The following is a 23,853-nucleotide window of genomic DNA, read 5'->3' on the forward strand; positions in this document are numbered from 1 at the left end:
AGCTATCGCCCTAAGGAACTGGAACAAGTTGCAATATGCTGTCGAGCACTTGATTGCTTGTGACACCTTCGGCTTCAGCTTCATAACTTAACAGTAAACGGTGACGTAGTACGTTATGAAATACCGCTTGAATATTGTCGGGTCCCACGAAATCTCTGCCCATTAACCAAGCATGTGCTCGTGCACATTTGTCCAGTGCAATGGTGGCTCGAGGGCTTGCGCCAAACTCAATCCAACTGGCTAGTTGTTCACTGTATTTTTGTGGCTGACGCGTTGCTATAATCAGTTCGACTAGATAACGTTCTAGCGCGTCATCTAAATGTATTTCCAGCACCGCTTTTCTAGCACTGAAAATATCTCGTTGAGATAAGCTTGGCGCGGCAACAGGTGTGCTATTCAATGCTTCATTTCTAGTTAGCTTGAGTACTTCCAGTTCGGTCTCAGCGCCAGGATAATCTATTTCTAAATGCATCAAAAAACGGTCAAGTTGCGCTTCGGGCAAAGGATAAGTCCCTTCTTGCTCGATCGGGTTTTGTGTAGCCATAACTAAAAATAGTTCTGGCAATGGATAGGTCTTATTGCCAACAGTAATTTGCCGCTCTGCCATCGCCTCTAATAAGGCTGATTGCACTTTTGCGGGGGCGCGATTTATTTCGTCGGCGAGCACTAAGTTATGAAAAAGTGGGCCTTTTTGAAAGTCAAACTGACCTGTTTCGGGCCGATAGATATCCGTACCCGTTAAATCTGCAGGAAGCAGATCAGGAGTAAACTGTACGCGATGAAAATCTCCTTCAACACCTTTTGCCAATGAATTAACTGCCCGAGTTTTGGCAAGACCCGGAGGCCCCTCAACTAACAAGTGTCCGTCTGCGAGCAAAGCCACTAAAAGATTTTGGGTTAAGGTTGTTTGACCAATAACTTGTGAATCCAAATACGCTTGTAACTGGGAGAATTGAGCTGAAGGCATATGGTTTTATTATTCCTACGTTGAATTGCGTACTAAGGTGTACGGGGTAATAAACTGAGTTAACAGACAATGCTAGTTATATAGGGTTCAGTCCATGAAAAACAATGTTACAAATAACATCATTTTTACTATTATAAATACGTTTTTGTTAACGTAACTGACTGTATCTTCGATCAAATTGCGATTCTCTAGACTCGTTACGCATATATCGCAGGTATGCTAACAGGTATTCTTTATTAGCGTGCAATAACTACATGTTTTTATCCTTTAGCCCTACGGCTATTGTAAATACGTTCAATTAGCGCAATGTTATCTACACTTTCAAAATTATTATTCTCCCTGTACAATTCACATAAATTACAGGTCAGACCACTTTATTTCTGACTTAACATAAAGGGTAAATCATGACGGCAAAGCAAACAGTTACTACTCGAGACGGCGAACGTATCGCAATTGTTGCGGGGTTGAGAACACCATTCGCTAAAATGGCGACTAATTTCCATGGGGTCCCCGCGGTGGATTTGGGTAAAATGGTGGTCAACGAAATGCTTGTGAAACACAACGTCGATCCATTACTAATTGAACAATTGGTATATGGACAAGTTGTCCAAATGCCTGAAGCGCCTAATATTGCGCGTGAAATAGTATTGGGCACAGGCATGAGCGTTCATACAGACGCATACAGCGTGTCTCGAGCCTGTGCCACGAGCTTCCAGTCGACTGTGAATATCGCTGAGTCAATGATGTTAGGTAATATCAGTGTGGGTATTGCTGGCGGAGCAGATTCTACTTCAGTGTCTCCAATTGGTGTTTCAAAAAACCTCGCTCGTGCGTTAACTGATTTGCAAAAGACTAAAACTTTGGGTCAGAAATGGTCAGTACTGAAAAAGCTTGGGGTTAAAGATTTACTCCCAGTTCCGCCTGCCGTGGCTGAATACTCAACAGGATTGTCCATGGGACAAACCGCCGAGCAAATGGCAAAAAGCCACAATATTAGCCGAGCAGATCAAGACAAACTCGCCCATCGCTCACATTCGTTAGCCGCGCAAAGCTGGAATGAAGGTAAATTAGCCAATGAAGTGATGACTGCTTATCCTGCCCCCTATAAAAGCGCTTTCGAAAAAGACAACAATATACGTTTTGATTCTAAATTGGAGGGGTACGCAAAATTACGTCCTGTGTTTGATAAGAAACACGGCACGGTAACAGCGGCAAATGCCACACCGCTAACCGATGGTGCTTCAGCAGTATTGATGATGACCGAGAGCCGGGCGAAGGCGCTTGGATATAAGCCTCTTGGTTATATTAAAAGTTACGCTTTTGCCGCAATTGATGTGAAGGAAGATATGTTGATGGGGCCGTCTTATGCTACGCCAATGGCCCTTGATAGAGCCGGTATGACGTTAAATGATCTAACGTTAATAGAAATGCATGAAGCATTTTCAGCACAAACATTAGCTAATATCAAAATGTTCGCCAGTGACAAGTTTGCTCAAGAGAAACTTGGTCGCAGTAAAGCTACGGGCGAAATTGATATGGACAAATTCAATGTTATGGGAAGCTCATTAGCGTATGGGCACCCCTTTGCTGCAACGGGTACGCGTATGATTACTCAGATGCTTAATGAGTTGAATCGCCGAGGTGGGGGAGTTGGACTGTTGACCGCTTGTGCCGCAGGCGGATTAGCCGCTGCAATGATCGTTGAAACTGAATAAAGGCAAAATTATGACAAATGAAAATTCCACACCGCAACTTGCCCAGAGCGCATTTACATTATCTAAGCGTGACGATGGTATTGCTATTCTAAGTATGGATGTTCCCGGCGAGACCATGAATACCCTTAAAGTAGAATTTGGTGAGCAAGTTAATGACATGCTTGATCAAATACAAAGCGATAGCAGCATCAAAGGGGTTGTCGTTATCAGTGGTAAAGATAACTCTTTTGTGGCCGGAGCAGATATAAGTATGCTGGCCAGTTGCCAAAGTTCAGAAGATGCGGAAACGATTGGCAAAGGCGGTCAAGCGGTTTTCCAACGTATTGAAGATATGCTAATCCCCTTTGTGGCGGCTATTCATGGCCCAGCGCTAGGCGGTGGGCTAGAGCTTGCTTTAGCCTGTCATGCTCGAGTATGTAGCGATGACAACAAAACGCAACTAGGCTTGCCTGAAGTGCAATTAGGCCTATTGCCAGGTAGTGGAGGTACACAAAGATTACCGCGCTTGATCAGTGTGCAGCAAGCCATGAAAATGATGTTAACGGGCGCTTCTGTGCGTCCCAAACAAGCGCTAAAGTACGGCATTGTTGATGATATGGTCCCACGTTCAATTTTACTCGACGTAGCAATTGAAATGGCTAAGAAACCTAAAATTAAGCGCAAACCAGTAAAACTCGATCTGATGGGGCAATTTCTTGAACGCACGCCAATGGGGCGTAAAGTGATGTTTAATCAAGCTCGCAAACAAACCAAAGCGAAAACAAAGAGCAATTATCCTTCACCCGAACGTATTATTGATTGTATCGAAATAGGATTAGATAAAGGGATTCATCAAGGCATGGCTATTGAAGCCAAGCATTTTGGTCATCTGGTTATGACACCCGAGTCAGCCGCGCTGCGCAGTATATTTTTTGCTACAACCGAAATGAAAAGAGAGAACGGTGTTGAAGGCGTTGCGCCTGGAAAACTGAAAAAAATCGGCGTGTTGGGTGGCGGTTTAATGGGCGGGGGTATTGCTTTTGTCACGGCGACTAAAGCTAATTTACCTGCTCGAATTAAAGATATCCGCAGTGATGGCATTGCCCATGCGATGAAGTATTCCTACGACATTTTAAACAAGAAAGTGAAGCGTCGGTTTATGTTGCACTCTGATATGCAAAAGCAACTTTCGCGTTTGACAGGCTCCGTGGATTATACTGGTTTTGATAATACTGATGTAGTGATCGAAGCCGTATTCGAAGACTTAGCGTTAAAGCAAAACATGGTTGCCGATGTGGAAGAACATTGCGCTGCACAGACGATTTTTGCATCTAATACTTCCTCTATTCCTATTGGAAAAATAGCGGCTAATGCTGCCAGACCTGAGAATGTAATTGGGCTGCATTACTTTTCTCCAGTAGATAAGATGCCGTTGGCTGAGGTCATTGCCCATGAAGGAACATCAGACAAGACTATTTCAACTACTGTTGAATTGGCTAAAAGGCAGGGGAAAACTCCGATAGTTGTGAAAGACGGCGCGGGCTTTTACGTAAATAGGATCCTTGCACCTTATATGAATGAAGCCGCAGAAATCTTGCTGGCAGGAGAGCCAATTGAACAAATTGACCTAGCGCTGGTTAAATTTGGTTTTCCCGTTGGCCCCATTAAATTATTAGATGAAGTCGGCATTGACGTAGGGACTAAGATAAGCCCGATTTTAGTCGCGCAGTTTGGTGAACGTTTTAATTCTGCCCCTGGATTTGACAAATTATTGGCGGATGATCGTAAAGGGAAAAAGAACAAGCGAGGTTTTTACAATTACGCAGGTAATAAACCAGGTAAAGATGTGGATGAAAGTGTATACGACTTACTTGGTATTACACCAAACAGCCGCCTAAGCGAAAAGACTATCTCTGAACGTTGCGTATTGCTGATGCTAAATGAAGCCGCTATGTGTTTAGATGAAAGTGTCATTCGCAGCGCTAGAGATGGCGACATAGGCGCGATTTTCGGCATAGGGTTCCCACCCTTTTTAGGTGGTCCTTTCCGCTATATGGACACGTTAGGCATTAAGCACGTTGTTGAACGTTTAACTTATTATCAGCAGCAACTAGGTGATAAGTTTACGCCAGCGGCATGTTTAACGAATATGGTAGAGCAGAACCAAACCTTTTATCGTTAATTATCGCTAAGACTTGAAAAGGTAAAAGCCGAGCTCTAAAGCTCGGCTTTTTATTATTGAGTCGATGTCTTATTCACGAGCTTTTAAATCCGTGGTTGAATCCAACTTGATCCACCATTTTCTTGAATTTTAGACATAAAAAAAGAGAGTTCCTCTCTCTCTTTTTGACCGAATTTAACTGATTACAATCAGTTAGAATTAACGGTTAGAATCGTACAGAACCAACACGGATTGCTTGTGTTTGTATTGTAGTCGTTGGTGCTTTACTTGCTTCTGGTGCTTGGGCACTTTCAACTGATTGAGTAGCAATAGGAGCAGCGGTAGTAAGGGCTAGAGCGATTGCGTAAGCTTTTAACATTGGATATTCCTCTTTATTTATTATTTTATTATTGACGTTTCGCTGACTATTATTTGTCAGTCAAAAGTATTAATGCTTATAGTGTGCCAATACTAAAGTATAAGAAAAAAATCACTGTTTTAATCCAATATCACAATCATTTCATTCTGCTAATATTTTTTTGACGCCTAAACAATTTGGTCAAAAAATAAGGTCTTGAACTAATAATCATTAGTACAAGTTTGCGGGTATATAACAATAAAGTTGCCACTAAATTAACAAGTGGCCTAGCCCTAGGCCACGTAGTATAGGGTTGTTATATTATTTTTTCGGATAATTTAATCTTCTAAAGAAACAAAACCATCCATAAGAAAATAGAGGGTAACCCCTGTTAGCTATCTTGTAGTAAGCGGTTAAGTTGATGGTTTTCTTTAAGCAGTCTTTCAAAGCGAGCTGAACTTAATGGTTTACTATAGAGATAACCTTGTAGCATCTCGCAATCATAACGACGTAAAATTGACATTTGTTCTTCGTGCTCGACTCCTTCGGCAACGACCTTGAGGCCAAGATTGTGCGCAATGTTGATAATAGCGGCAGTCATATGCCGATCTACGCTGCTGGTGGCAATATCATCGATAAAGGCTTTATCGATTTTGAGAGTATTAAGGGGGAAGCGTTTTAAATAAGCGAGTGAAGAATAACCGGTACCGAAATCGTCTAATGCCAAGTGAATACCGCGTTCACGTAGGCGGTTCATCATATGTAAGGCACTTTCGGGGTCTTGCATTAATGTACCTTCAGTAATTTCACACTCTAGATGCAATGGTGAAAGGTCAGCCTTTTGTAGTATACGATCGATTGTTTCATCAAGATCTGGCAACTCAAATTGCCGGGCTGAAATATTAACCGCTACACGCCCAGTGAATATCCCTGCGCTCACCCAGCGCTTGGTATCTTCACAGGCTTTGCGTAATACAACCTCACCAATATCAATAACTTGCCCAGTTTGTTCGGCTAAAGGAATAAATTGCGCAGGGCTAACAATACCTTTCTCTGGATGTTCGAAACGTACCAAGGCCTCCATGCTAACGAGTTTACCTGTGGCAATATCGATTTTCGGTTGATAATAAACATTGAACAGATCTTCTTTTAAACCAAGGCGGATTAAGTTTTCGATTTGCAATTGGCGGACGGCATTCTGATTCATCTCACCGCTGAAGAATTGATACTTGTTACCACCCGCATTTTTGGCGAAGTACATGGCGGTATCAGCATTTTTGAGTAACTCTTGTGGAGAACTGCCATCTTCAGGATAAAAGGCTATACCTATACTCGCGCCCAACACAAATTCTTGGTGATTGATTAAAAAGGGTCGGGCTAAATCATCCAAGATAGATTGAGTAAAGTGGCTGACACTATGCACGTCAGTGTCTTTGTCGAGCAATATGCTGAATTCGTCGCCACCGAGGCGGTAACAAGTCGCGCGTTTTCCTGCTAGTTTTTGTAACCGCTTGGCAATTTGTTTGATGAGTAAATCACCGGTTTGGTGACCCAATGAATCATTAATTTTTTTAAAGTTGTCCATGTCCAAGCAGACGAGTGCATGTTGCGTTCCGCGGCGTACGATATTGTTATGGCTAGCTTGAAAAAATGAGCGATTAGGTAAATCAGTTAACGGATCAGTATTGGATAGTTTGAGTAGTTCTTTCTCAGTACTTTTACGAGAAGTAATATCCGAGAATACTCCCACATAATGACTTATGCGGCCGTCTTCATCATTGATGGCATCTATATTGAGCTCCATCTCATACTTTTCGCCATTGATGCGACGTGATTCAACTTCACCATTCCAGTTGCCTTTTTGACGTAGAGACTTTTTCACTTCTTCGGTAAATGCACCTGGATATTGATGAAAGGTAAGATAACTGGCTAGTGCTTGCTCACGAGTTTCGCCAGTATATTTACAATAAGCATTGTTGACCGATATGTATCTGAAGCTGGTATCGGCGATAAATACACCATCAGAAATGGTTTCAATTGAGCGTTTGAATAACTTTAATTGTTCTTCGGCAACCTTTAAATGACTGATATTTTTAAAGGTGCCTGTCATTCGTAGTGGTTGGTTATTACTGTCCCGGCTAACGACCTTTCCGCGATCGAGTACCCATAACCATTCGCCTTTAAAGGTGCTTGCTCGATAGGTTACTTCAAAGTGTTCGCTCTTATCTTGTAAATGTTCGTTAAGAGCGTCTTGTACACGCTTAAGATCGTTTTGATGAATATTTGCTTGGTAAGCACTATTTACTCGAATATCATCTTGGGGAAAGTCCATAATGCCCCAGGTATTTGAGCGGAATACTTGCCCTTGATAAATATCCCAGTCCCATAACTCGTCACCGCTACTCCAAAGAGTCAATTTTAAGCGCTCCTCGCTCTCAGTAATAGCCAGTCTTGCAAGACGTTTCGAACGGTATTGTTTGACCACCATCAGTGCAATGAAAAGGGTTAAAATGCAATATAAGACCAGCGCGTTAGGGTGCAGCCAAATCGGTGGCTCAATTTTGAGGGTTAATTTTGTCGATTCAGACCAAGGATCTAAACTATGACGACTTTGCACTTCAAATAGATACTGACCGAAATCTAGGTTAGTAAATGTTGCCTCTCGTGTACGTTCATCTGCGTCAAGCCACTTGTTGGAATAGCCCCCTAATTTATATCTATAGGTATAACCTCTAGCATCAAGTGGATTAAGTTGACCGAACGTTAATCCCACATGGTTGGAGCTATTTGGCAAGATTAACGTTTTGGTCAAATAGACTGGTTTTTCTAATGGGCTTTCTAGGTTATGTACGGTCACTTTTCGGTTAAATAATCGAAGATCAGTGATAATAGGAGAAGTCGGGGGCTTGTTACTTTTGGTATTGTCCGACAGGGCGTTTTGACTAACTAAGTTATGCTGAAATAAATGGAAACCCTTAGTACCACCAAATAATACATAGTTTTCTGGTGTAACAAGACCAGCGCCCTCGTTAAAATCATTAAAACCCAACCTTTCGGGTGTGATTTGTTGAATGACTTGGCCAGTGGATATCGCTATCTCGTTAATTCCCCCTGCCATTGTCGTTAACCAAATACTATCCTTAACCTTAATCGCTTTCATGATCTGATTGTCATATAAACCAGTATTGACGTTAATTTGTTGTAATATTTGATAGGTTTGTTTATCTAAGGTAATAAGACCGTATTCAACTGATGCAAGCCAAAATTCTTTGTCTGTTTCGATGATTGAGCTAAAGTTGTTGCCGTTAATAATTGAGTCTGTAGAGGGACGACTCATTTTTTCCGTATTAAGGTCAAAATGTATTAGACCGTTGTTTGCTCTTATCCATAATTTTCTCTTGCTGTCGACGAAGATAGGTTCAAGAGTGTTCAATGACGGATCATTTAATCGTATTGAATGACCAGTAAAATCATTCGTGTCTATCCAATGTAAAAAATTATTAGATGATTTGAGCCACATGCGATGATCTGCGTAAATTATTCGACCATAAAAAGTATCTTTGAATAATGATTTTATTTTTACTAACTTATTCCCCAGCGTTTTTTCATAAATAAATATACCGCCACTGGTGGCTAACCAAAGCCTATCTTTTGCATCTATTGATATATCCCATATGCTGTGTTCGAAACCTTTCAACCATGAGGTAAAGTGTTCTGTTTCTGGATTAAATTCAGATACGCCACCGGATTGTGTGGCCAGCCATATCATGCCTTTACTGTCTTGCTTTATGGACCATACGACATTGCTTAGAAGGGCATTCGTGCTTGCAGGATTGGCGACATAGTGGCGAAAAAGAGCTGAGTCTTGGTTGTATCTATAAATGCCAGCAGTATGGGAGCCTAGCCATAGCGTATTGTTACTGTCACGGAATATATTAAGTAAGAATATACCTGCCTCATTTTGTTGGGCATTTTCACCCAATTCATTATCTAACGAAATCTGTTTAGTAGAGTCGAGATTTTCATTTACGATCGTCAACCCAACTGATGTACCTAACCATATCTCACCATCATTTCCTGATTGAATACTGCGTACTTCATTGCCTAATAAGTTAGGTGACGAGTCAGTATTAAAATGATGCAACTCGTTGGTACTTTTGTTCCAAACATAGGCGCCTAATTCCGTAGCCAGCCAATATTTATTGTTGTAGCGTTTAATATCAAATAGGTATTCAGCAGATATGAGTACGTTAAGAGGGTTGGCTTCTTTAAGATCATACAGCGTCATAGTTTCGTTATCTAAAACGTAAATTCCGTGTCCGTATGTGCCTATCCAGGTCAATTTTTCTTCCGCTAGCATTGATTTGATTTCAGGCGGCAGACGTGACGCTGGAATATCCAATAATTTAAAGTCGTTAGTCGTCGGTGAATAAGTATATAAATGGGCTTCATTTGCAACAAGCACTTCCCCCGAATGTGAAAGACTTAGCGCATTAATAATATTATTATTTAAACTACTATTTTGCTGGCTATAGCGGGTGAAATTATCTGTTAAAGCGTTGTACCGAGCTAAACCGTTCTGTGTGCCTATCCAAAGTGTTCCATCATTATCCACCAGTAAAGTCCGAACAAAATTATTAGGCAATGAATTAACATCGTTCGGATTATTATGATAATTAACAAATTCGTAACCATCAAAGCGACTGAGGCCATTAGCAGTGGCAAACCACATAAAACCGCGTTTATCCTCGATAATATCAGTAACTGTATTTTGAGCGAGCCCGTCTACTTTGGTTAAGTTATCGAATGAAAAGGATTGAGCATGGGCAAATGTTGAAAAGCCTATAATGAAAACTATAAGCCTGAGAGAGCAAAAAAATGATCTGTTAGTTAAAGTACGCAATTAGCACCTGTCAGCAGTTTTTCTGCTTTATTATTATTAGATTTGAGGTACCAATCCTTTGAACCCAGTAAGGTAAATATGCCTAATTAACGCAACCTTAACAAGTGTTTATCGTTACTTTCTACTACTATGAGTAAGATTTATTCGCAATTAGCCTTTTGGTGCACTTAATCAATCAAGGCGGTGATATTATTTCACTAACTGCGTACGTTTTTTGAACTCAGAAATATCGTCTAATAATATGGCGTTTAGATCGCTGGGGGCGATGTGATGTTTTTGATCGCTATACAAAATCAATTCACCAATATTCTTGCCTAAAGCCAAACCATCGACGAATGCCATCAGATCTGAAAACTCCAAATCTGAAAGTTCACGTAAGGTATTTTGCTTTTGCATGAAGGAGTAATCTTGGTTCCCTATGGCGGACCATAAACGTTGGCTTTTCATACCTAAATTAGCGTCCTTTCCACATAGTTGTTTGACTACACCGCGCTTCATATCTTGCCAATTCTTTTTAAAGGGCTGTAAGTTTATAGCAAGTTTCTGTAAAAAGTTTCGAATAGTGGTGATCAGATATTGAGCAGAATATTGCGGTGACTGCACGTAAAAGGCAATACCAGGATGCTGATTAAAAGGCACATAACCACTGCCCACTAAGTATCCTAGTTGTGCCTGTTGACGAGCGAAATTGAAAAACACAGGGGATACGAGTTGTTCCAATAATATAGTTAATAATGAATCACGCAGATTAGCATGAGGAGCCTGATAATAGATAACAACGGCTGCATCGGGATGCTCGCATGGTAATGGATGAAGTAAAATACCCTGGCCGCATAGGTTAGATATACTGCGCGATAATTTCTCGTGTCCTATATAGTCGGCATTTTTTTGCTGTAGTTCTTTACCAAAGTGTTCCGCTTCGTTAGCACACCAGTTGCCATAGACGAGTGATTCAACATGGCGCATGCTTAACAGTGCATGCTTGGCTTCATGAACCTGCTCAATCGTCGCCTTTTCCATAATATTGACCATACTTAAAGGCGTATGGGTATTTTGTTGCATGAGTGCAGAAAGCCGATTGAATAAACGGTTAATGGGCTTGTTCAACAAATTATTATGTAAACTTTGCCATTGCTGTTGTTTCACTTGTTCGAAATGCTTTGTGAAACCATCGAATGAATGGATTTGTTCTATTAAATCTTGGTTAAATCTTAACTGTTTAGTGCTAAAACCACTGGTATGCAATGAGAAACCACATTGATGAGAATATAAGTGGTAATTCAAGCCTGCAACATTGGCTTGATAATACAACTGTTGAAAGTGGCTATTTAATATGGCAATCCACAATTTTTTTATGGTCGCGATTTCGACGCCTTGCATAGCTGCTTCACAGTCAAAGGAAACATAACAATCACCCCGGGGTAAACCAAACTGATCATCTTGCCCAAACCAAAGATTAACGTTTTTGCTTTTAACTGTCTGTTGTAAGGTTGCTGAGCATGCTTCTTGTTTAACAATAGTATGGTCTGGACTTAAAAAAGGGTTTTCATCAGGTAATATTAAGCTCAAATCGCCTTTAGGACGCAGTAACTTTTCGATCAGGTTTTGGGGGATGGACTCAAATGCGTAAGGCGTTTTGTACCAGTGACTGAGTCTGTTGGTTTTTGCATTAGGTGAGACCACTTTTACGCGCATATTTGTTGGCGAAAAATAGCTCAACAACTCATCGATAACCGAATCGTCAGGTTTATCTAATATATATTCAGAGGCGACAATGTGTTTCTCTGGATAGCAGAAAATCGCGCTGGCTAAACCTATCGCTTCATCTGTTGCTTTTATCGCATCTGCAAATTTCCATTCCTGCAATAAGAGCGCTTTTTTTTCACTAAAAAAGCGATTTTTAGCGTGATACTTAATAAGGTGTATATAGTGGAATAATGATTCAAGCATGGCGTCAATTTGTGTTAAGCCCAACTCAGTAAGTTGTAAATTGACGTTAAAATCCCTAAACGTACTGCCTTCTATCCCGCCACCGACACTTATATTGGTTGCCAATCCACGTGCTTTAAAATGTCCCAACAAACCATTTTGCCCCTCATCGGCCAGTAATTCACTGATAATACTGAGTGGCTTCGTCCTGTAGTGTTTAATGACACTTGGTAAGGCAAATGTAACGATTAAGCGTCTAGCTGCTTTTAACGGGGTAATATTTATTCTTATGCCAAGCTGTTCTGGTAAATATAAAGGGGGAAGAGAAGTTGAAACAGGCGGGGTACCATCAGCGATAAAGTCAAAATTTTGTTTGATGAGATTGAGGCATGCCTGATTATCAAGGGTACTAATAACGCACAATGTAATATTGCGTGTCACATACATTTTTTGATGAAGCTCTTCTAAAAGTCGCCGTACATCCTTATTTGAACGTTGATTTAAGGTGGTTTTGTTACCTACCGAAAATTGGCTAAATGGGTGTGCTGGATTAGACGTTTCTTTGTGTACTTCGTATAAACGACGTAGATCATCGTTTATTTTCAACGAAAACTCTGCATCGATGGCTTGAATTTCTATTTCAATTGCGTTGATTTCAAAGAGTGGTTGGGTGAGTAAATGAGCAAAATGATCAAGACTTGGAGCCAGATGTTCATCAGTTATCGAAAAGTAATAATGGCTATATTCTGATCCTGTAGCAGCGTTAACATAACCCCCGTGCAAAGATAGAAATGTGGCAAATGCATCTACCAATGGGTACTTTCGATTTCCTTGAAACAGCATGTGCTCTAACAAATGACTAAGCCCTAAGCAGTCAATCGGGTCACTAAAATGGCCATTGGCAACTGTTGCTGCAACTGAACTCGCTTCAGCGTTTGGATCTTCAACAACTAATACTCTCAAGCCATTATTGAGCTGACAGAATTGATATTGACGATTGTCTAGGCCATGAGTAAGCAAAGTGGTAGATCCTATAGTCATATAACGCGCATAATCAGCATAACGTAAAAAAATCCAACTCTCGGATTTTTAAACATTTATTTGCTATATTAAGCGTAACAGAGTTTGTTAACCATTCAGCAGTAATTTATGCATATTATTATCATGCGTCACGGTGACGCAGAGCCACTCAAATATGACGACCGCTCTCGTGAGTTGACTTCTTTTGGACAAGAGCAAGCAGCGACTGCCGGAGGTTGGTTGAGCAAGCATTTCCAGGCTAACAAAATAGAACTGGGTATGGTGAGTCCTTATATAAGGGCTCGGCAAACTATGGATATAGTCAGTCAAAAAATTGACATTATGCAACAAAGTGTGTCGACTGATATAACCCCTGAGGGGAATATTTGGCTTACCCATGATTATATTGATTATTTATTAGAAGAAAAAAAAGTGTCAAATTCACTTTTGTTGGTAAGCCATATGCCATTTGTGAGTTATTTTTTAGATGAATTAATTGGCGAGCAACAATCATTGTTTTTTGATACGTCGAGTATTGTTGTCGTCGATTATCAACCAGATACTCACTCAGGGAAGGTATTGGAGGTTTATCACCCGTTATAAATAAGTGGGATATATAAATTTTTACTTTAGATTTGAGTATTAGAACCGATAACTCGTATGAGAGGTTATATTCATGTCAGGCAAAAGTTTACCTGCATATTTACAGCAGGTTTTAGAACATCATGTATCAAATGCGCAACTGACTCACGACGCTGAGCTTCAGGGTATTCTTGATCGCCTGACTAATCTGAATGCAAAAGTCGAATTAGCCAAGGCGAAAATTCGTCAAAATAGACAACTGAAAGACCTTTCCTCCTAGTTTCTATGATTTTTATCCATCTACTACCGATTATGTTTTTGCTAATCAGATTTATTGTTATCTGGTGCAACATAAAGTTGCGGCATAATACGTACGGTTTTAACCATATTGTCTTTCATTTCGATAATTTCAAGAGGATAGCCGGCTAAGCGTAAACTAATGTTTGCTTCGGGAATATCTTCAATGTATTCCAGAATAATTCCGTTAAGTGTTTTCGGCCCTTCAGTAGGAAATTGCCAATCCATTTCTTTGTTCAATTCACGAACATTCGCACTACCATCAACAAGCACACTGCCATCTTGCTGAGTATCAGCTTCTTTACTATGGTCAGGTACCATACTGGTAGTAAAATCACCGATAATTTCTTCTAGTATATCTTCTAAAGTAACTAACCCTTGAATATCACCATATTCGTCCACCACTAAGCCAATTCGCTCTTTTACAGCTTGAAATTTATACATCAAAGTATGTAAAGGTGTTGATTCGGGGGTAAAGTAAATCTCTCTCACTGCTCGAAGTAAGCTCGCTTTGGTAAATTCATCTTTTGATAATAAACGTAGGGCGTCACGTACATGGACAAAGCCAACTGCATCATCAATGCTGTCACGATAAAGTAATACACGAGTATGCTGAGAATTAACCAGCTGTTTCTGAATATCTTTCCATTCATGATTGATGTCGATAGCAACAATTTCGCTTCGTGGCACCATGATGTCTTCTGCGGTTACTTTTTCTAAGTCTAAAATGCCGACCAACATGTCTTGGTGCTTTTTCGGGATCATAGCGCCAGCTTCGTGCACAACGGTGCGTAACTCTTCTCTGCTCAGACTACTACTGGCACTGTCTTCAGTACTGATCCGTAATAATTTTAGAAGAAAGTTAGTGATCCCATTAACCAAAAATACTAATGGATAAAGCACTTTGAGCATGGGTAAAAGTAAGAATGAAGCAGGAAACGAAATTTTTTCCGGATAGAGTGCAGCCACCGTCTTAGGTGTTACTTCAGAAAAAATCAGTATAACGAGGGTTAATATGACTGTTGCTATGGCAATTCCCATATCACCGTAAAGGCGCAAACCTAAAACGGTAGCAACGGCTGAAGCCGCAATGTTTACTAGGTTGTTGCCAATTAAAATTAGACCGATAAGGCGGTCTGGGCGCTCAAGTAACTTCTGAACGCGCAGCGCACCTTTATTCCCCTCATTGCCTAAATGTTTTAGGCGATAACGGTTAATCGACATCATGCTGGTTTCAGAGCTAGAAAAATAAGCAGAAAGTAATACTAAAATACCAAGTAGAATGAATAAGCTACTTGTTGATATATCGTCCAACTAAGGGATCCCTAAAGGTAGTTAAAGCGAAACTTTAAGGACAAATTCCCCGTGTTTCAAGCAAAGTTGACTTATTTTACTACACATAAAGCCTAAAAACAGGCTTAGCTCAAAATTATTTCTTTTACAAAACGGCTGCCGAAGTAGGCCAAACTAAGTAGGACTGAGCCCAATATTGTGGCAAAGATAATTGGTTTTCCCCGCCAACCCAATCTAAAGTGCCCAATGAGTTCAGTACTAAAAACTAACCAAGCCATTATTGATAATATAGTTTTGTGAGCTTGACCTTGAGCAAACATGTTTTCTAAAAATACGAAACCGCTTATTAAAGACAAGGTTAGAAGTATTGTTCCGACGGTAAGCAATTTAAACAATATGCCTTCAACCATCATCAAAGGCGGTAATGAAGAGTGTAGGAGGGAGGCCTTTTTCTCTTTTAAACGCATGTTGATATAAGCCAGTTGCAGGGCATACAACAACGCTATTCCCAAACAGGCGTATGCAAATAATGCTAAGCCAATGTGAATCATCAACTCAGGTTGTACACCGAGCTGCATGATGTGTGCATCAGGAATGAATAAATCCAATAGTATGATAACGCCCGTAAACAAATAAACCACTGGCAGCAAAATGGTATTAGGCATGGTAAATGCCGCTATTAGCATGGTTAAACTGATTAACCATCCGATTAAAGACGCCACATTAAGCATGCTTAAGTTTTCACCCAAACTGACAAAAATATCATTGTTCAACAGCAGTGCGTGCACCGCCAGCGCAACAATAGCCAGCAGATAAGATAACTTTAGATTGGGACCTTTATGGTCGAAAAATTTCAACAATATTACGCCGGCGGCGCCAGCATATAGGCAAAAACAGACTAAGCCTAACAACATGATCTAACCTCGATTTACATATGATTGGAGCGATTTCACGACCGGAGTCGAAGGGCAAAAAACGCAGATAACACTCACTTTAAGACGAAAGAGTATAACCATATTGCCGCGTCATACCTAGTGTTTAACAATAATTCTCATTAACTTTATTTGTTGTGCAGCTTTGGTTCTTATCTGCGTTGATTTTAGGTATAATTGTTTTATCTAAAATTAATATCGTATCGATTTGCTATGTTTGAAAATTTAACGGAACGCTTGGGGAAAACTCTCAAAGATATCAGTGGCCGAGGCCGACTCTCTGAAGACAATATAAAAGACACATTGCGTGAAGTACGCATGGCGCTTCTCGAGGCTGACGTTGCGTTACCTGTAGTGAAAAGTTTTATTACTCAGGTTAAGGATCGTGCAGTAGGCACAGAAGTATCGAAAAGCCTTAATCCCGGCCAAGTATTTATCAAAATCGTTCAGGGCGAGTTGGAATCTGTCATGGGGCAGGCCAATGAAGGCCTAAACCTAGCTGCTCAACCACCGGCGGTTGTGCTGATGGCAGGCTTGCAAGGCGCGGGTAAAACCACCAGCGTTGGCAAACTAGCGCTATATTTAACTCAGCGTGAGAAAAAGAAAGTATTGGTGGTCAGTGCTGACGTTTATCGCCCTGCTGCTATCAAGCAGCTCGAAACATTGGCTGGTGAAGTCGGCGTGGAATGCTTCCCATCGACGATTGAACAAAAACCGCTTGATATTGTAAATAACGCAGTAGATTACGCTCGCAAGCAATTTTTTGATGTGCTGTTAGTCGACACCGCGGGTCGCTTGCATATAGATTCTGAAATGATGGGCGAAATTCAAGCGCTTCATAAGGCAATTAAGCCCGTTGAAACCTTGTTTGTGGTTGATGCCATGACAGGCCAAGATGCGGCTAATACAGCAAAGGCATTTAATGAAGCTTTGCCATTAACCGGTGTTATTCTGACGAAGACGGACGGTGACGCTCGCGGCGGAGCGGCCTTATCGGTGCGTCATATAACCGGTAAACCGATTAAGTTCTTAGGTATGGGTGAGAAGGTTGATGCCTTAGAACCGTTTCATCCTGAACGTGTAGCCTCTCGTATTTTAGGAATGGGCGACGTTTTAAGCCTGATCGAGGAAGTTGAGCGTAAAGTCGATAAAGATAAAGCTCAGCGACTTGCCAAAAAATTACAAAAAGGTAAAGGGTTTGACCTTCAAGATTTTAAAGAGCAATTAGAACAAATGCGCAATATGGGTGGAATGATGTCCATGATGGATAAGTTACCCGGAATGGGTAATATGACTGCTCAGGTTAAGGACAAAGCGAACGATAAATCGTTTAATCAAATGGAAGCTATCATTAATTCTATGACGCCTCTTGAACGAAGCAAACCCGATACCATTAAAGGGTCTCGAAAACGCCGTATTGCAATGGGGTCTGGTACGCAAATTCAAGACGTTAACCGTTTATTGAAACAGTTTATGCAAATGCAGAAAATGATGAAGAAGATGTCGGGCGGCGGCATGAAAAAAATGATGCGTAATATGAAAGGCATGATGCCCCCAGGCGGACCAGGCGGCATGTTTCCACCCCGCTAAATATAACGTTAGGTTGAGCGTAGAAAATATCTTGTTTATTAATGGTCCATTTTATTGGGCCATTTTTTTTACTTTATTGCTGAATTAAGTTGGTAAATATAGGGCTAGGCCTTAACTTTCCATTCTATTAAGGATAAACAAATGAAATGTGCGGAGCAAGATTATATTGAAGTAGCCTGTCTTTATCATTTGCGCGTCAAGTTAAGGTTAAAAGATGATTGTTGCGTAGCAGGCGTTGCCAAAAACACGGTATACAATGGGCTAAGACAAGAGTGTATTCTTATCGATACCGATGAAGGCTCTACTTCTGTACCACTTAATATGATCAGAACAATGCAGGCACTTGTCGCTAATCCCCATTTTACGCTAATCCAATTTTCTAGTTGAATTTTTTCGTACTACGACGGCTTATCTTGCGTGAATATAAAACGCTTAGTCGGCAGAAAACACGTTGTTACTTGGATTTTTTGTACGAAGGTGTAATCTAATACTCATAATAATAATATATTTTCAGGGTCGTAATACAATATGAGTGTGCAGCTCAATGCGCGTTAAACCGTATGCGCAATCAAAAGTTCAGCCTCAGCTCCAGTCGCTAGACGCTTCAGAGCATGTGTCTCAACGAGGTAAAAAACTATTGTTCTTTAGTGGGGGCAGTGCACTGCGCACGTTTTGCCAGCCGCTGGTAAAGGCTACACACAACTCCGTTCATCTTGTTACGCCATTTGATTCAGGCGGAAGTTCAGCAAAAATCCGGCAGCATTTTTCGTTGCCCGCAGTAGGGGATTTACGTAATCGTTTATTGGCCCTAAGTCACAATCAAACTCGCGAACAAAAAATAATAGCCCGTTTACTCAGTTACCGGCTTTGTTCAAATGCATCACAGTATGCGCTTCGTGACCATCTTCAATCCATGGCTGATGGGCGAGATCCTCTCGTAGCTTTGCTCAGTCACGAACATCGCCAAATTTTTTGTCAAAAAATCACCGGAATTTTGCGGTGTTTGCCTATTGATTTTGATTTAGAAGGTGCCTGCATTGGAAATTTATTATTTATTGATACCAAACACTCAGGTAAAAACTCATTACAATCTGGTATTGAACTCTTTCATCAGATGCTTGATATTCGCGGTGTTGTTAGGCCGATAGTGGAAGACAATCTGCATATTGCGGCATATTTGCAAAATGGTGAGACAATTGTTGGGCAACATCTATTGACGGCTAAAGAGACACCAGCGCTGAGCAGCGCAATAACAAAACTATACTTATGCAAAAATGTCAGTAATCCGAGCGCAGTCGATTGTTTATTACAGCCTACTAATAGAGCATATATTGAGCAAGCAGATGTTATTTGTTATCCCCCAGGCAGTTTTTTTACTAGCATTGTGGCTAATCTATTACCTGTTGGTGTTGGTGAAGCAGTCGGAAAAAATCCAAATAAAAAAGTGTATATTCCTAATTTAGGAAATGATCCTGAGCAACTAGGCATGAGCTTAGAAGACTGCGTGCTAACTTTATTGAGTTATTTACGCAAAAATACTCAACAGCCACTGCCAGCATCGCAATACATCAGTACTATTTTATTAGACGTAAATGAGAAATATTATTCTGGCGGTATACCGTTTGAGCAGTTCAGAGCGTTAGGAATTGCCGTTATTCAACGTGATTTAGTCACTATGCGCAGTGCGCCTTTTTATAATGATGAATTATTACTTAAAAGCCTATTGGAAATAACTCAAGGTTAATGAGTTCAATAATGGCCATTTTTAATCCGGGCAACTAAAAAATCGACAGCGGCTTTTACTTTAGGAACCAAGTAACGTGGTTTTTGATACAGCAGATATATACCTAAATCATTCCCAGAAGTCACATTTATATGCGGAGTTAACCTCAACTCCTGCAATTCACCTGATGCGAGGTAATCTTTAAGCGACCATTTTGGGGCCATCATAATACCTTGTCCTAAAAGCACTTTGCTTAATAACCATTTACCATTATTTGAAATGGCCACCTGAGGGGCTGATACATCTTGCCATTGTCCGTTAATTTCGCTTGTCCAGCGCAGTGGACCATTCGGGGTACGATAATATAAGCCACTGTGATGTTTTAAATCTAATGGTGTGACCGGCGTACCGATTTGCGTCAGGTATTGCTGTGTGGCCACGGCCACAAATTGGTTGTCCATCAATTTAATGGCTACCACTCTCTCATTTGGCGCGTAACCACCGCGTATAGCTATATCCACATCATCTCGTGATAAGGCTGTTAATTCGTCGCTTAAACGTATGTCGAGAATAATTTGTGGATAACGCTGACTAAATTCATCTAATAATGGAAATAAAATGGGCTCAGCAAATTCAACCATTACACTGATACGCAACTGCCCTGTTGGGATCGTTTGATAGCTACGCACGGTATCATTACTGGATTCTAACTGACGTAAAATGTCCTTTACTTGAGTGTAATAGGTGTGACCAATTTCAGTTAATTTTACTACACGGGTCGAGCGTTTTAACAAGCTGGCTCCAAGGCTGCGCTCTAAGTCTGCGACTCGACGAGACAGAGATGAAGGCGGAACGTGGAACGACAGAGCCGCTTGAGTAAAACTGCCTGTTTCCGCTACCTTACAAAAGTAACGGATCGCTCTTAGTTGATCCATAAAATCCTAGTGATTGGTCTATTGTTGCTTTTTAAGCAATAAAGATTGGTATTTATAGGGGGTTATATTAACAAAATTAGGCCTAATATTGTAATAAGTGCGCAATCAAGTCGTCAAAAATTAAATACACTGATGCAAAAAGGAGATATTAAATGACCACATATACTGCAATAAATTTAAAACAACGCCCTGAGCCAGGCCCGATACCCGCGTCAACATTTGAGGTCGTGCAAAAAGCCCTCCCTAGCGCTGGGCCCGGTGAAATAGTCGTTAAACAAACCTATATGTCGCTTGATCCTGCGATGATTGGTTGGATGAGCTCAGACACAAAAAGTTATATTCCGCCCGTTGCTTTAGGTGATGTAATGCGTTCGTCAGGAACAGGTGAAGTGATTGAAAGTAATCACCCTGACTTTGCGGTTGGTGAGCGTGTGATGGGAATGACAGGCTGGACGGAGTATTTCGTTACTAATGGACAAGGCTTGAACAAATTACCTGCTGGGGTAAGTGAAGAGCAAGCCTTGTCGGTTTTTGCGTTACCAGGATTGACAGCCACACAGGGGCTTTATGGTGTGGCAAAACCTAAGTCCGGTGAAACCATAGTCGTCAGCGGAGCTGCAGGCTCTGTTGGTTCGATTGTTGGGCAGCTTGCAAAAGCGGATGGCTTAAAAGTTATCGGCGTGGCGGGTTCAGATGAAAAGTGTCAATGGTTAGTGAATGAGCTTGGTTTTGATGGTGCCATCAATTACAAAACAGATGACGTAAATGCTAAGCTCAGTGAGTTGGCGCCTAATGGTGTAGATATTTTCTTCGAGAATACTGGGGGCGTCATTCAGCAACACATTTTTGAGCATATGAATGCCCACGGTCGTGTGGCGGTATGCGGTATGATTGCAGATTATGCTACTTCAGAGCCAAGTGCTGGTCCTAATTGGATCCCCATTATCAAAAAGCGCTTAACCATTCAGGGTTTCACTATGCCTGATCACTACGCTCAAGTGCCTGATTTACTTGCGAAGTTGACTCCGTACGTCATGAAAGGGCAGATAAAATACCGCGCTCATGTTCTCGACGGGTTAACGTCGGCAGTCGACGGTTTGAACATGCTGTTAACGGGTGCCAATAATGGCAAATTAATGGTCAAGCTTTAAGCTATGTGAGTTCGTGTAAGTAAGGGGGCTAACGCTCCCTCATTGCCTTTTGTTTTTTCATTATATCAATATTAGCCCTACCCATATGCCAAGTGAATTAGAAACGAAGCCAATGTTGTTGGCTGATCCTTTCCCAAAACCATTGAGTGGCTTTTCCGGTTTTTGATTTTTCTTTCGCAGAATAAATAGGAATAGGTGGTCGTGGCAACGACGTTGGTTTTGCCACTAAAGTACCATTATCTAAAAACGGCTGAGCAATGTGCAAAGGTAGAAAACCGATGCCGATCCCTGCAGCTTGTGCTCTGGCTTTACTTTGCATATTACTGACTCGAATGAGCTGCTTATTGTCAAACACGCCGCTTGAGCGGCCCGGTAATGTTCGGGAACTATCGGCGACAACTATGTATGGATATTTGCGGATATGATGGCCCTCAATCAAACCGATAAAATCGGCTAATGGATGAGAAGCACTAACGGCGAATACAAATTCTAAATTACCCAACTGTGAAACCTGATATTGTCCTTTCGGTAACTCTCCCGTTACACCCAATGCGATATCAGCCCGTTTGGTTTGTAATGCATCCCAGCCACCTCCTAATGCCTCCTCGATAATGGTGATTTCAACATGTTTGTCTAACGCACAAAATTGCGCAATTAATGCGAGAAGCGGCTCGTCCGGTATGACGGTGTCTTTGGCGATAATCAATTTTGATTCCCAACCTGACTCTAATTGCCGGACACGCGCTTCTAACTCGTTCGTTGCTTGAAGAAGCTCTACGCCTTCATCCAGTACTAATTTTCCGGCAGGTGTTAAGGCTGCTCGTTGTCCTTTTCTATCAAATAGGGCGACTCCCAAATCGGCCTCTAATTTACTGATGGTATAAGTTAATGCAGAAGGAACTTTGAATAAACTGTCTGCTGCGGCAGCAAAACTGCCCTTGGTCTGTATTGCTTCTAATACGCGAAGTGCATCTAGCGTGACAGCATGGCGCATAAAATCTCCTTCTGTAAAAAATAAGCCGCACTGAACGAGTATTCAGTGCGGCAGTAACATAGAGGTTAACCTCAAGGGAGGTCAAATATTAAAGCGGTAACGGTCTCAGTGCTGTCGTTAGATAACGTGATCGTATTCACGCGATTGATCTTAGCACCATCACCTTGTTTTAGTTGCTGTTGATTAATACTCAACTGACCCGCAACTTGATGCACATAAGTGTTGTGGCTTTCGTTTATATCCATTTCTAGCTTTGTTCCAGCGGCGAGTATTAATTGACTCATCGTGGCATCCTGATTGATTTGTAAGGTGTCATCAATTCCCGTTGACGTGATTATCTGGGTCAATCCTTGGGCTCTACCAAAATCTTTTTGTTGATATCCTGGCGCACCACCGGTGTTTTTAGGCACAATCCATATCTGTAAAAAGGTCAGAATATCGCTATCAGAAGCGTTGTATTCGCTATGCGTCACTCCTGTTCCGGCGGACATCAACTGAAATTCACCCGCAGGTAAATGTTTAATGTTGCCCATGCTATCTTTATGCGCGATAACGCCTTGAGTAACATAGCTTAGAATTTCCATATCTTTATGACCATGCGTACCGAAACCTGCTCCGGCTTCCACTTTGTCGTCATTAATGACTCTTAAAGCGGAATACCCCATATGTTTTGGATCATGGTAGGAGCCAAATGAAAAGGTATGTTTACTTTCTAACCAACCGAAGTTAGCGGTTCCCCTGTCGCTGGCTAAACGAATATCAATCATGTTCTTTCTCCTAATTGATAGGTGGATTATTTAACGAAACGAGCAGCTAAACGTGAATCAATCGATAACTTGCCTGCGCCAGAAAATAACAGCGAGACAGTGACCGCCAGCAACGCTAGAGCGAATTCGTAACCATTGTTTGCCATAAATAAACCGTTTGTTATGTGAACAGTGAAAATAGCCATCGCCATAGTGAACGCCAATATGGCTGCCGCAGGACGGGTTAATAGGCCTAAGAGCAGAGCAATTCCCCCGAAAAATTCTGCGCTACCCGTTAGGAACGCAAGTGTGTAACCAGGTTCTAAGCCGATTGAAGCCATCCATTGTCCTGTACCTTCCAGTCCGTATCCGCCAAAGGCACCAAACAGTTTTTGCGCGCCATGAGCGATAAAAGTAATACCAATTGGAACGCGCAACGCCAAGGCTGAAAATCCACTTTTTGTTGCGAATATTTTAGCTAATATTGTATTTTTCATAGTTTGATCCTCAATTTATTTGATTGTGTTAGAGCATACTGCGCTTCTTTATTTTTCAGCGTTACGCTGTTGAGGTAAATA

The 23,853-nt window shown here is 41.3% G+C and carries 18 protein-coding genes; 8 read left to right on the forward strand and 10 right to left on the reverse strand.

The window, feature by feature from the left end:
- Positions 1 to 10: 10 nt before the first annotated feature.
- The gene (locus tag GQR89_RS07290) at positions 11 to 967 is read right to left on the reverse strand and encodes a MoxR family ATPase (RefSeq protein ID WP_158769436.1); all 957 of its coding nucleotides are present in this window, start codon (positions 965 to 967) and stop codon (positions 11 to 13) included.
- Between the two features lie 404 nt (positions 968 to 1,371).
- Between GQR89_RS07290 and fadI the strand changes: the two genes are divergently transcribed.
- Positions 1,372 to 2,682 (forward strand): acetyl-CoA C-acyltransferase FadI, encoded by a 1,311-nt coding sequence (fadI, locus tag GQR89_RS07295; protein WP_158769437.1) that lies wholly within the window; start codon positions 1,372 to 1,374, stop codon positions 2,680 to 2,682.
- Positions 2,683 to 2,692: 10 nt separating this feature from the next.
- Positions 2,693 to 4,843 carry a fatty acid oxidation complex subunit alpha FadJ gene (gene fadJ / locus GQR89_RS07300; protein ID WP_158769438.1) on the forward strand — a complete coding sequence of 717 codons (2,151 nt, stop codon included), beginning with the start codon at positions 2,693 to 2,695 and terminating at the stop codon, positions 4,841 to 4,843.
- A 205-nt stretch (positions 4,844 to 5,048) separates the two neighbouring features.
- Here the strand turns inward: fadJ and GQR89_RS21295 are convergent, their stop codons facing one another.
- The 3 genes from GQR89_RS21295 to GQR89_RS07310 all read right to left on the reverse strand — a co-directional run bounded on the left by GQR89_RS21295 (position 5,049) and on the right by GQR89_RS07310 (position 13,053).
- Positions 5,049 to 5,201: a hypothetical protein gene (locus GQR89_RS21295; protein ID WP_199271381.1), complete on the reverse strand. Its 153-nt coding sequence runs from the start codon at positions 5,199 to 5,201 to the stop codon at positions 5,049 to 5,051.
- 370 nt (positions 5,202 to 5,571) lie between these two features.
- Positions 5,572 to 10,083, reverse strand: a complete 4,512-nt coding sequence (locus GQR89_RS07305; RefSeq protein ID WP_370461042.1) for an EAL domain-containing protein — start codon at positions 10,081 to 10,083, stop codon at positions 5,572 to 5,574.
- A gap of 189 nt (positions 10,084 to 10,272) precedes the next feature.
- Positions 10,273 to 13,053: an insulinase family protein gene (locus GQR89_RS07310; RefSeq protein ID WP_199271382.1), complete on the reverse strand. Its 2,781-nt coding sequence runs from the start codon at positions 13,051 to 13,053 to the stop codon at positions 10,273 to 10,275.
- A gap of 108 nt (positions 13,054 to 13,161) precedes the next feature.
- On the opposite strand from GQR89_RS07310, the gene sixA reads away from it, so the two are divergent.
- The gene (gene sixA, locus GQR89_RS07315) at positions 13,162 to 13,635 is read left to right on the forward strand and encodes a phosphohistidine phosphatase SixA (RefSeq protein WP_233269113.1); all 474 of its coding nucleotides are present in this window, start codon (positions 13,162 to 13,164) and stop codon (positions 13,633 to 13,635) included.
- Between the two features lie 73 nt (positions 13,636 to 13,708).
- Positions 13,709 to 13,894: a hypothetical protein gene (locus GQR89_RS07320; protein WP_158769439.1), complete on the forward strand. Its 186-nt coding sequence runs from the start codon at positions 13,709 to 13,711 to the stop codon at positions 13,892 to 13,894.
- Between the two features lie 41 nt (positions 13,895 to 13,935).
- Here the strand turns inward: GQR89_RS07320 and GQR89_RS07325 are convergent, their stop codons facing one another.
- Together GQR89_RS07325 and GQR89_RS07330 are read right to left on the reverse strand one after the other, a co-directional pair.
- Positions 13,936 to 15,225, reverse strand: coding sequence for an HlyC/CorC family transporter (locus tag GQR89_RS07325; protein ID WP_158769440.1), 1,290 nt, complete (start codon positions 15,223 to 15,225; stop codon positions 13,936 to 13,938).
- A gap of 104 nt (positions 15,226 to 15,329) precedes the next feature.
- A complete protein-coding gene (locus tag GQR89_RS07330) occupies positions 15,330 to 16,118 on the reverse strand; it encodes an inner membrane protein YpjD (RefSeq protein WP_158769441.1) in 789 nt (262 codons plus the stop codon).
- 231 nt (positions 16,119 to 16,349) lie between these two features.
- On the opposite strand from GQR89_RS07330, the gene ffh reads away from it, so the two are divergent.
- From ffh to GQR89_RS07345, 3 genes are all read left to right on the forward strand, one after another.
- The gene (ffh, locus tag GQR89_RS07335) at positions 16,350 to 17,726 is read left to right on the forward strand and encodes a signal recognition particle protein (protein WP_158769442.1); all 1,377 of its coding nucleotides are present in this window, start codon (positions 16,350 to 16,352) and stop codon (positions 17,724 to 17,726) included.
- 141 nt (positions 17,727 to 17,867) lie between these two features.
- Entirely contained in the window at positions 17,868 to 18,113 is a 246-nt protein-coding gene (locus GQR89_RS07340) for a Rho-binding antiterminator (RefSeq protein ID WP_158769443.1), read from the forward strand.
- A gap of 157 nt (positions 18,114 to 18,270) precedes the next feature.
- Positions 18,271 to 19,470: a GAK system CofD-like protein gene (locus GQR89_RS07345; protein ID WP_158769444.1), complete on the forward strand. Its 1,200-nt coding sequence runs from the start codon at positions 18,271 to 18,273 to the stop codon at positions 19,468 to 19,470.
- 5 nt (positions 19,471 to 19,475) lie between these two features.
- Here GQR89_RS07345 and GQR89_RS07350 read toward each other — a convergent pair whose 3' ends face one another.
- Positions 19,476 to 20,384: a LysR family transcriptional regulator gene (locus GQR89_RS07350; RefSeq protein ID WP_158769445.1), complete on the reverse strand. Its 909-nt coding sequence runs from the start codon at positions 20,382 to 20,384 to the stop codon at positions 19,476 to 19,478.
- A gap of 152 nt (positions 20,385 to 20,536) precedes the next feature.
- Between GQR89_RS07350 and GQR89_RS07355 the strand changes: the two genes are divergently transcribed.
- Positions 20,537 to 21,535 carry an NADP-dependent oxidoreductase gene (locus GQR89_RS07355; protein WP_158769446.1) on the forward strand — a complete coding sequence of 333 codons (999 nt, stop codon included), beginning with the start codon at positions 20,537 to 20,539 and terminating at the stop codon, positions 21,533 to 21,535.
- A gap of 97 nt (positions 21,536 to 21,632) precedes the next feature.
- Here GQR89_RS07355 and GQR89_RS07360 read toward each other — a convergent pair whose 3' ends face one another.
- The 3 genes from GQR89_RS07360 to GQR89_RS07370 all read right to left on the reverse strand — a co-directional run bounded on the left by GQR89_RS07360 (position 21,633) and on the right by GQR89_RS07370 (position 23,772).
- Complete coding sequence (locus GQR89_RS07360) at positions 21,633 to 22,529, reverse strand: LysR family transcriptional regulator (protein WP_158769447.1); 897 nt, start codon at positions 22,527 to 22,529, stop codon at positions 21,633 to 21,635.
- Positions 22,530 to 22,600: 71 nt separating this feature from the next.
- On the reverse strand, positions 22,601 to 23,296 hold the full coding sequence (locus tag GQR89_RS07365; protein ID WP_158769448.1) for a pirin family protein: 696 nt from the start codon (positions 23,294 to 23,296) through the stop codon (positions 22,601 to 22,603).
- Positions 23,297 to 23,322: 26 nt separating this feature from the next.
- On the reverse strand, positions 23,323 to 23,772 hold the full coding sequence (locus GQR89_RS07370; protein ID WP_158769449.1) for a DoxX family protein: 450 nt from the start codon (positions 23,770 to 23,772) through the stop codon (positions 23,323 to 23,325).
- Positions 23,773 to 23,853 lie beyond the last annotated feature (81 nt).

Origin of the sequence: Paraglaciecola sp. L1A13 (assembly GCF_009796745.1) — a bacterium.
In the GTDB taxonomy this organism is placed as follows: Bacteria; Pseudomonadota; Gammaproteobacteria; order Enterobacterales; family Alteromonadaceae; genus Paraglaciecola.

Coding starts and splice junctions, on each gene's coding strand:
- GQR89_RS07290 (WP_158769436.1), bottom strand. CDS start 967: ATGCCTTCAGCTCAATTCTCCCAGTTACAAGCGTATTTGGATTCACAA.
- fadI (WP_158769437.1), top strand. CDS start 1,372: ATGACGGCAAAGCAAACAGTTACTACTCGAGACGGCGAACGTATCGCA.
- fadJ (WP_158769438.1), top strand. CDS start 2,693: ATGACAAATGAAAATTCCACACCGCAACTTGCCCAGAGCGCATTTACA.
- GQR89_RS21295 (WP_199271381.1), bottom strand. CDS start 5,201: ATGTTAAAAGCTTACGCAATCGCTCTAGCCCTTACTACCGCTGCTCCT.
- GQR89_RS07310 (WP_199271382.1), bottom strand. CDS start 13,053: ATGACTATAGGATCTACCACTTTGCTTACTCATGGCCTAGACAATCGT.
- sixA (WP_233269113.1), top strand. CDS start 13,162: ATGCATATTATTATCATGCGTCACGGTGACGCAGAGCCACTCAAATAT.
- GQR89_RS07320 (WP_158769439.1), top strand. CDS start 13,709: ATGTCAGGCAAAAGTTTACCTGCATATTTACAGCAGGTTTTAGAACAT.
- GQR89_RS07330 (WP_158769441.1), bottom strand. CDS start 16,118: ATGTTGTTAGGCTTAGTCTGTTTTTGCCTATATGCTGGCGCCGCCGGC.
- ffh (WP_158769442.1), top strand. CDS start 16,350: ATGTTTGAAAATTTAACGGAACGCTTGGGGAAAACTCTCAAAGATATC.
- GQR89_RS07340 (WP_158769443.1), top strand. CDS start 17,868: ATGAAATGTGCGGAGCAAGATTATATTGAAGTAGCCTGTCTTTATCAT.
- GQR89_RS07345 (WP_158769444.1), top strand. CDS start 18,271: ATGCGCGTTAAACCGTATGCGCAATCAAAAGTTCAGCCTCAGCTCCAG.
- GQR89_RS07350 (WP_158769445.1), bottom strand. CDS start 20,384: ATGGATCAACTAAGAGCGATCCGTTACTTTTGTAAGGTAGCGGAAACA.
- GQR89_RS07355 (WP_158769446.1), top strand. CDS start 20,537: ATGACCACATATACTGCAATAAATTTAAAACAACGCCCTGAGCCAGGC.
- GQR89_RS07360 (WP_158769447.1), bottom strand. CDS start 22,529: ATGCGCCATGCTGTCACGCTAGATGCACTTCGCGTATTAGAAGCAATA.
- GQR89_RS07365 (WP_158769448.1), bottom strand. CDS start 23,296: ATGATTGATATTCGTTTAGCCAGCGACAGGGGAACCGCTAACTTCGGT.
- GQR89_RS07370 (WP_158769449.1), bottom strand. CDS start 23,772: ATGAAAAATACAATATTAGCTAAAATATTCGCAACAAAAAGTGGATTT.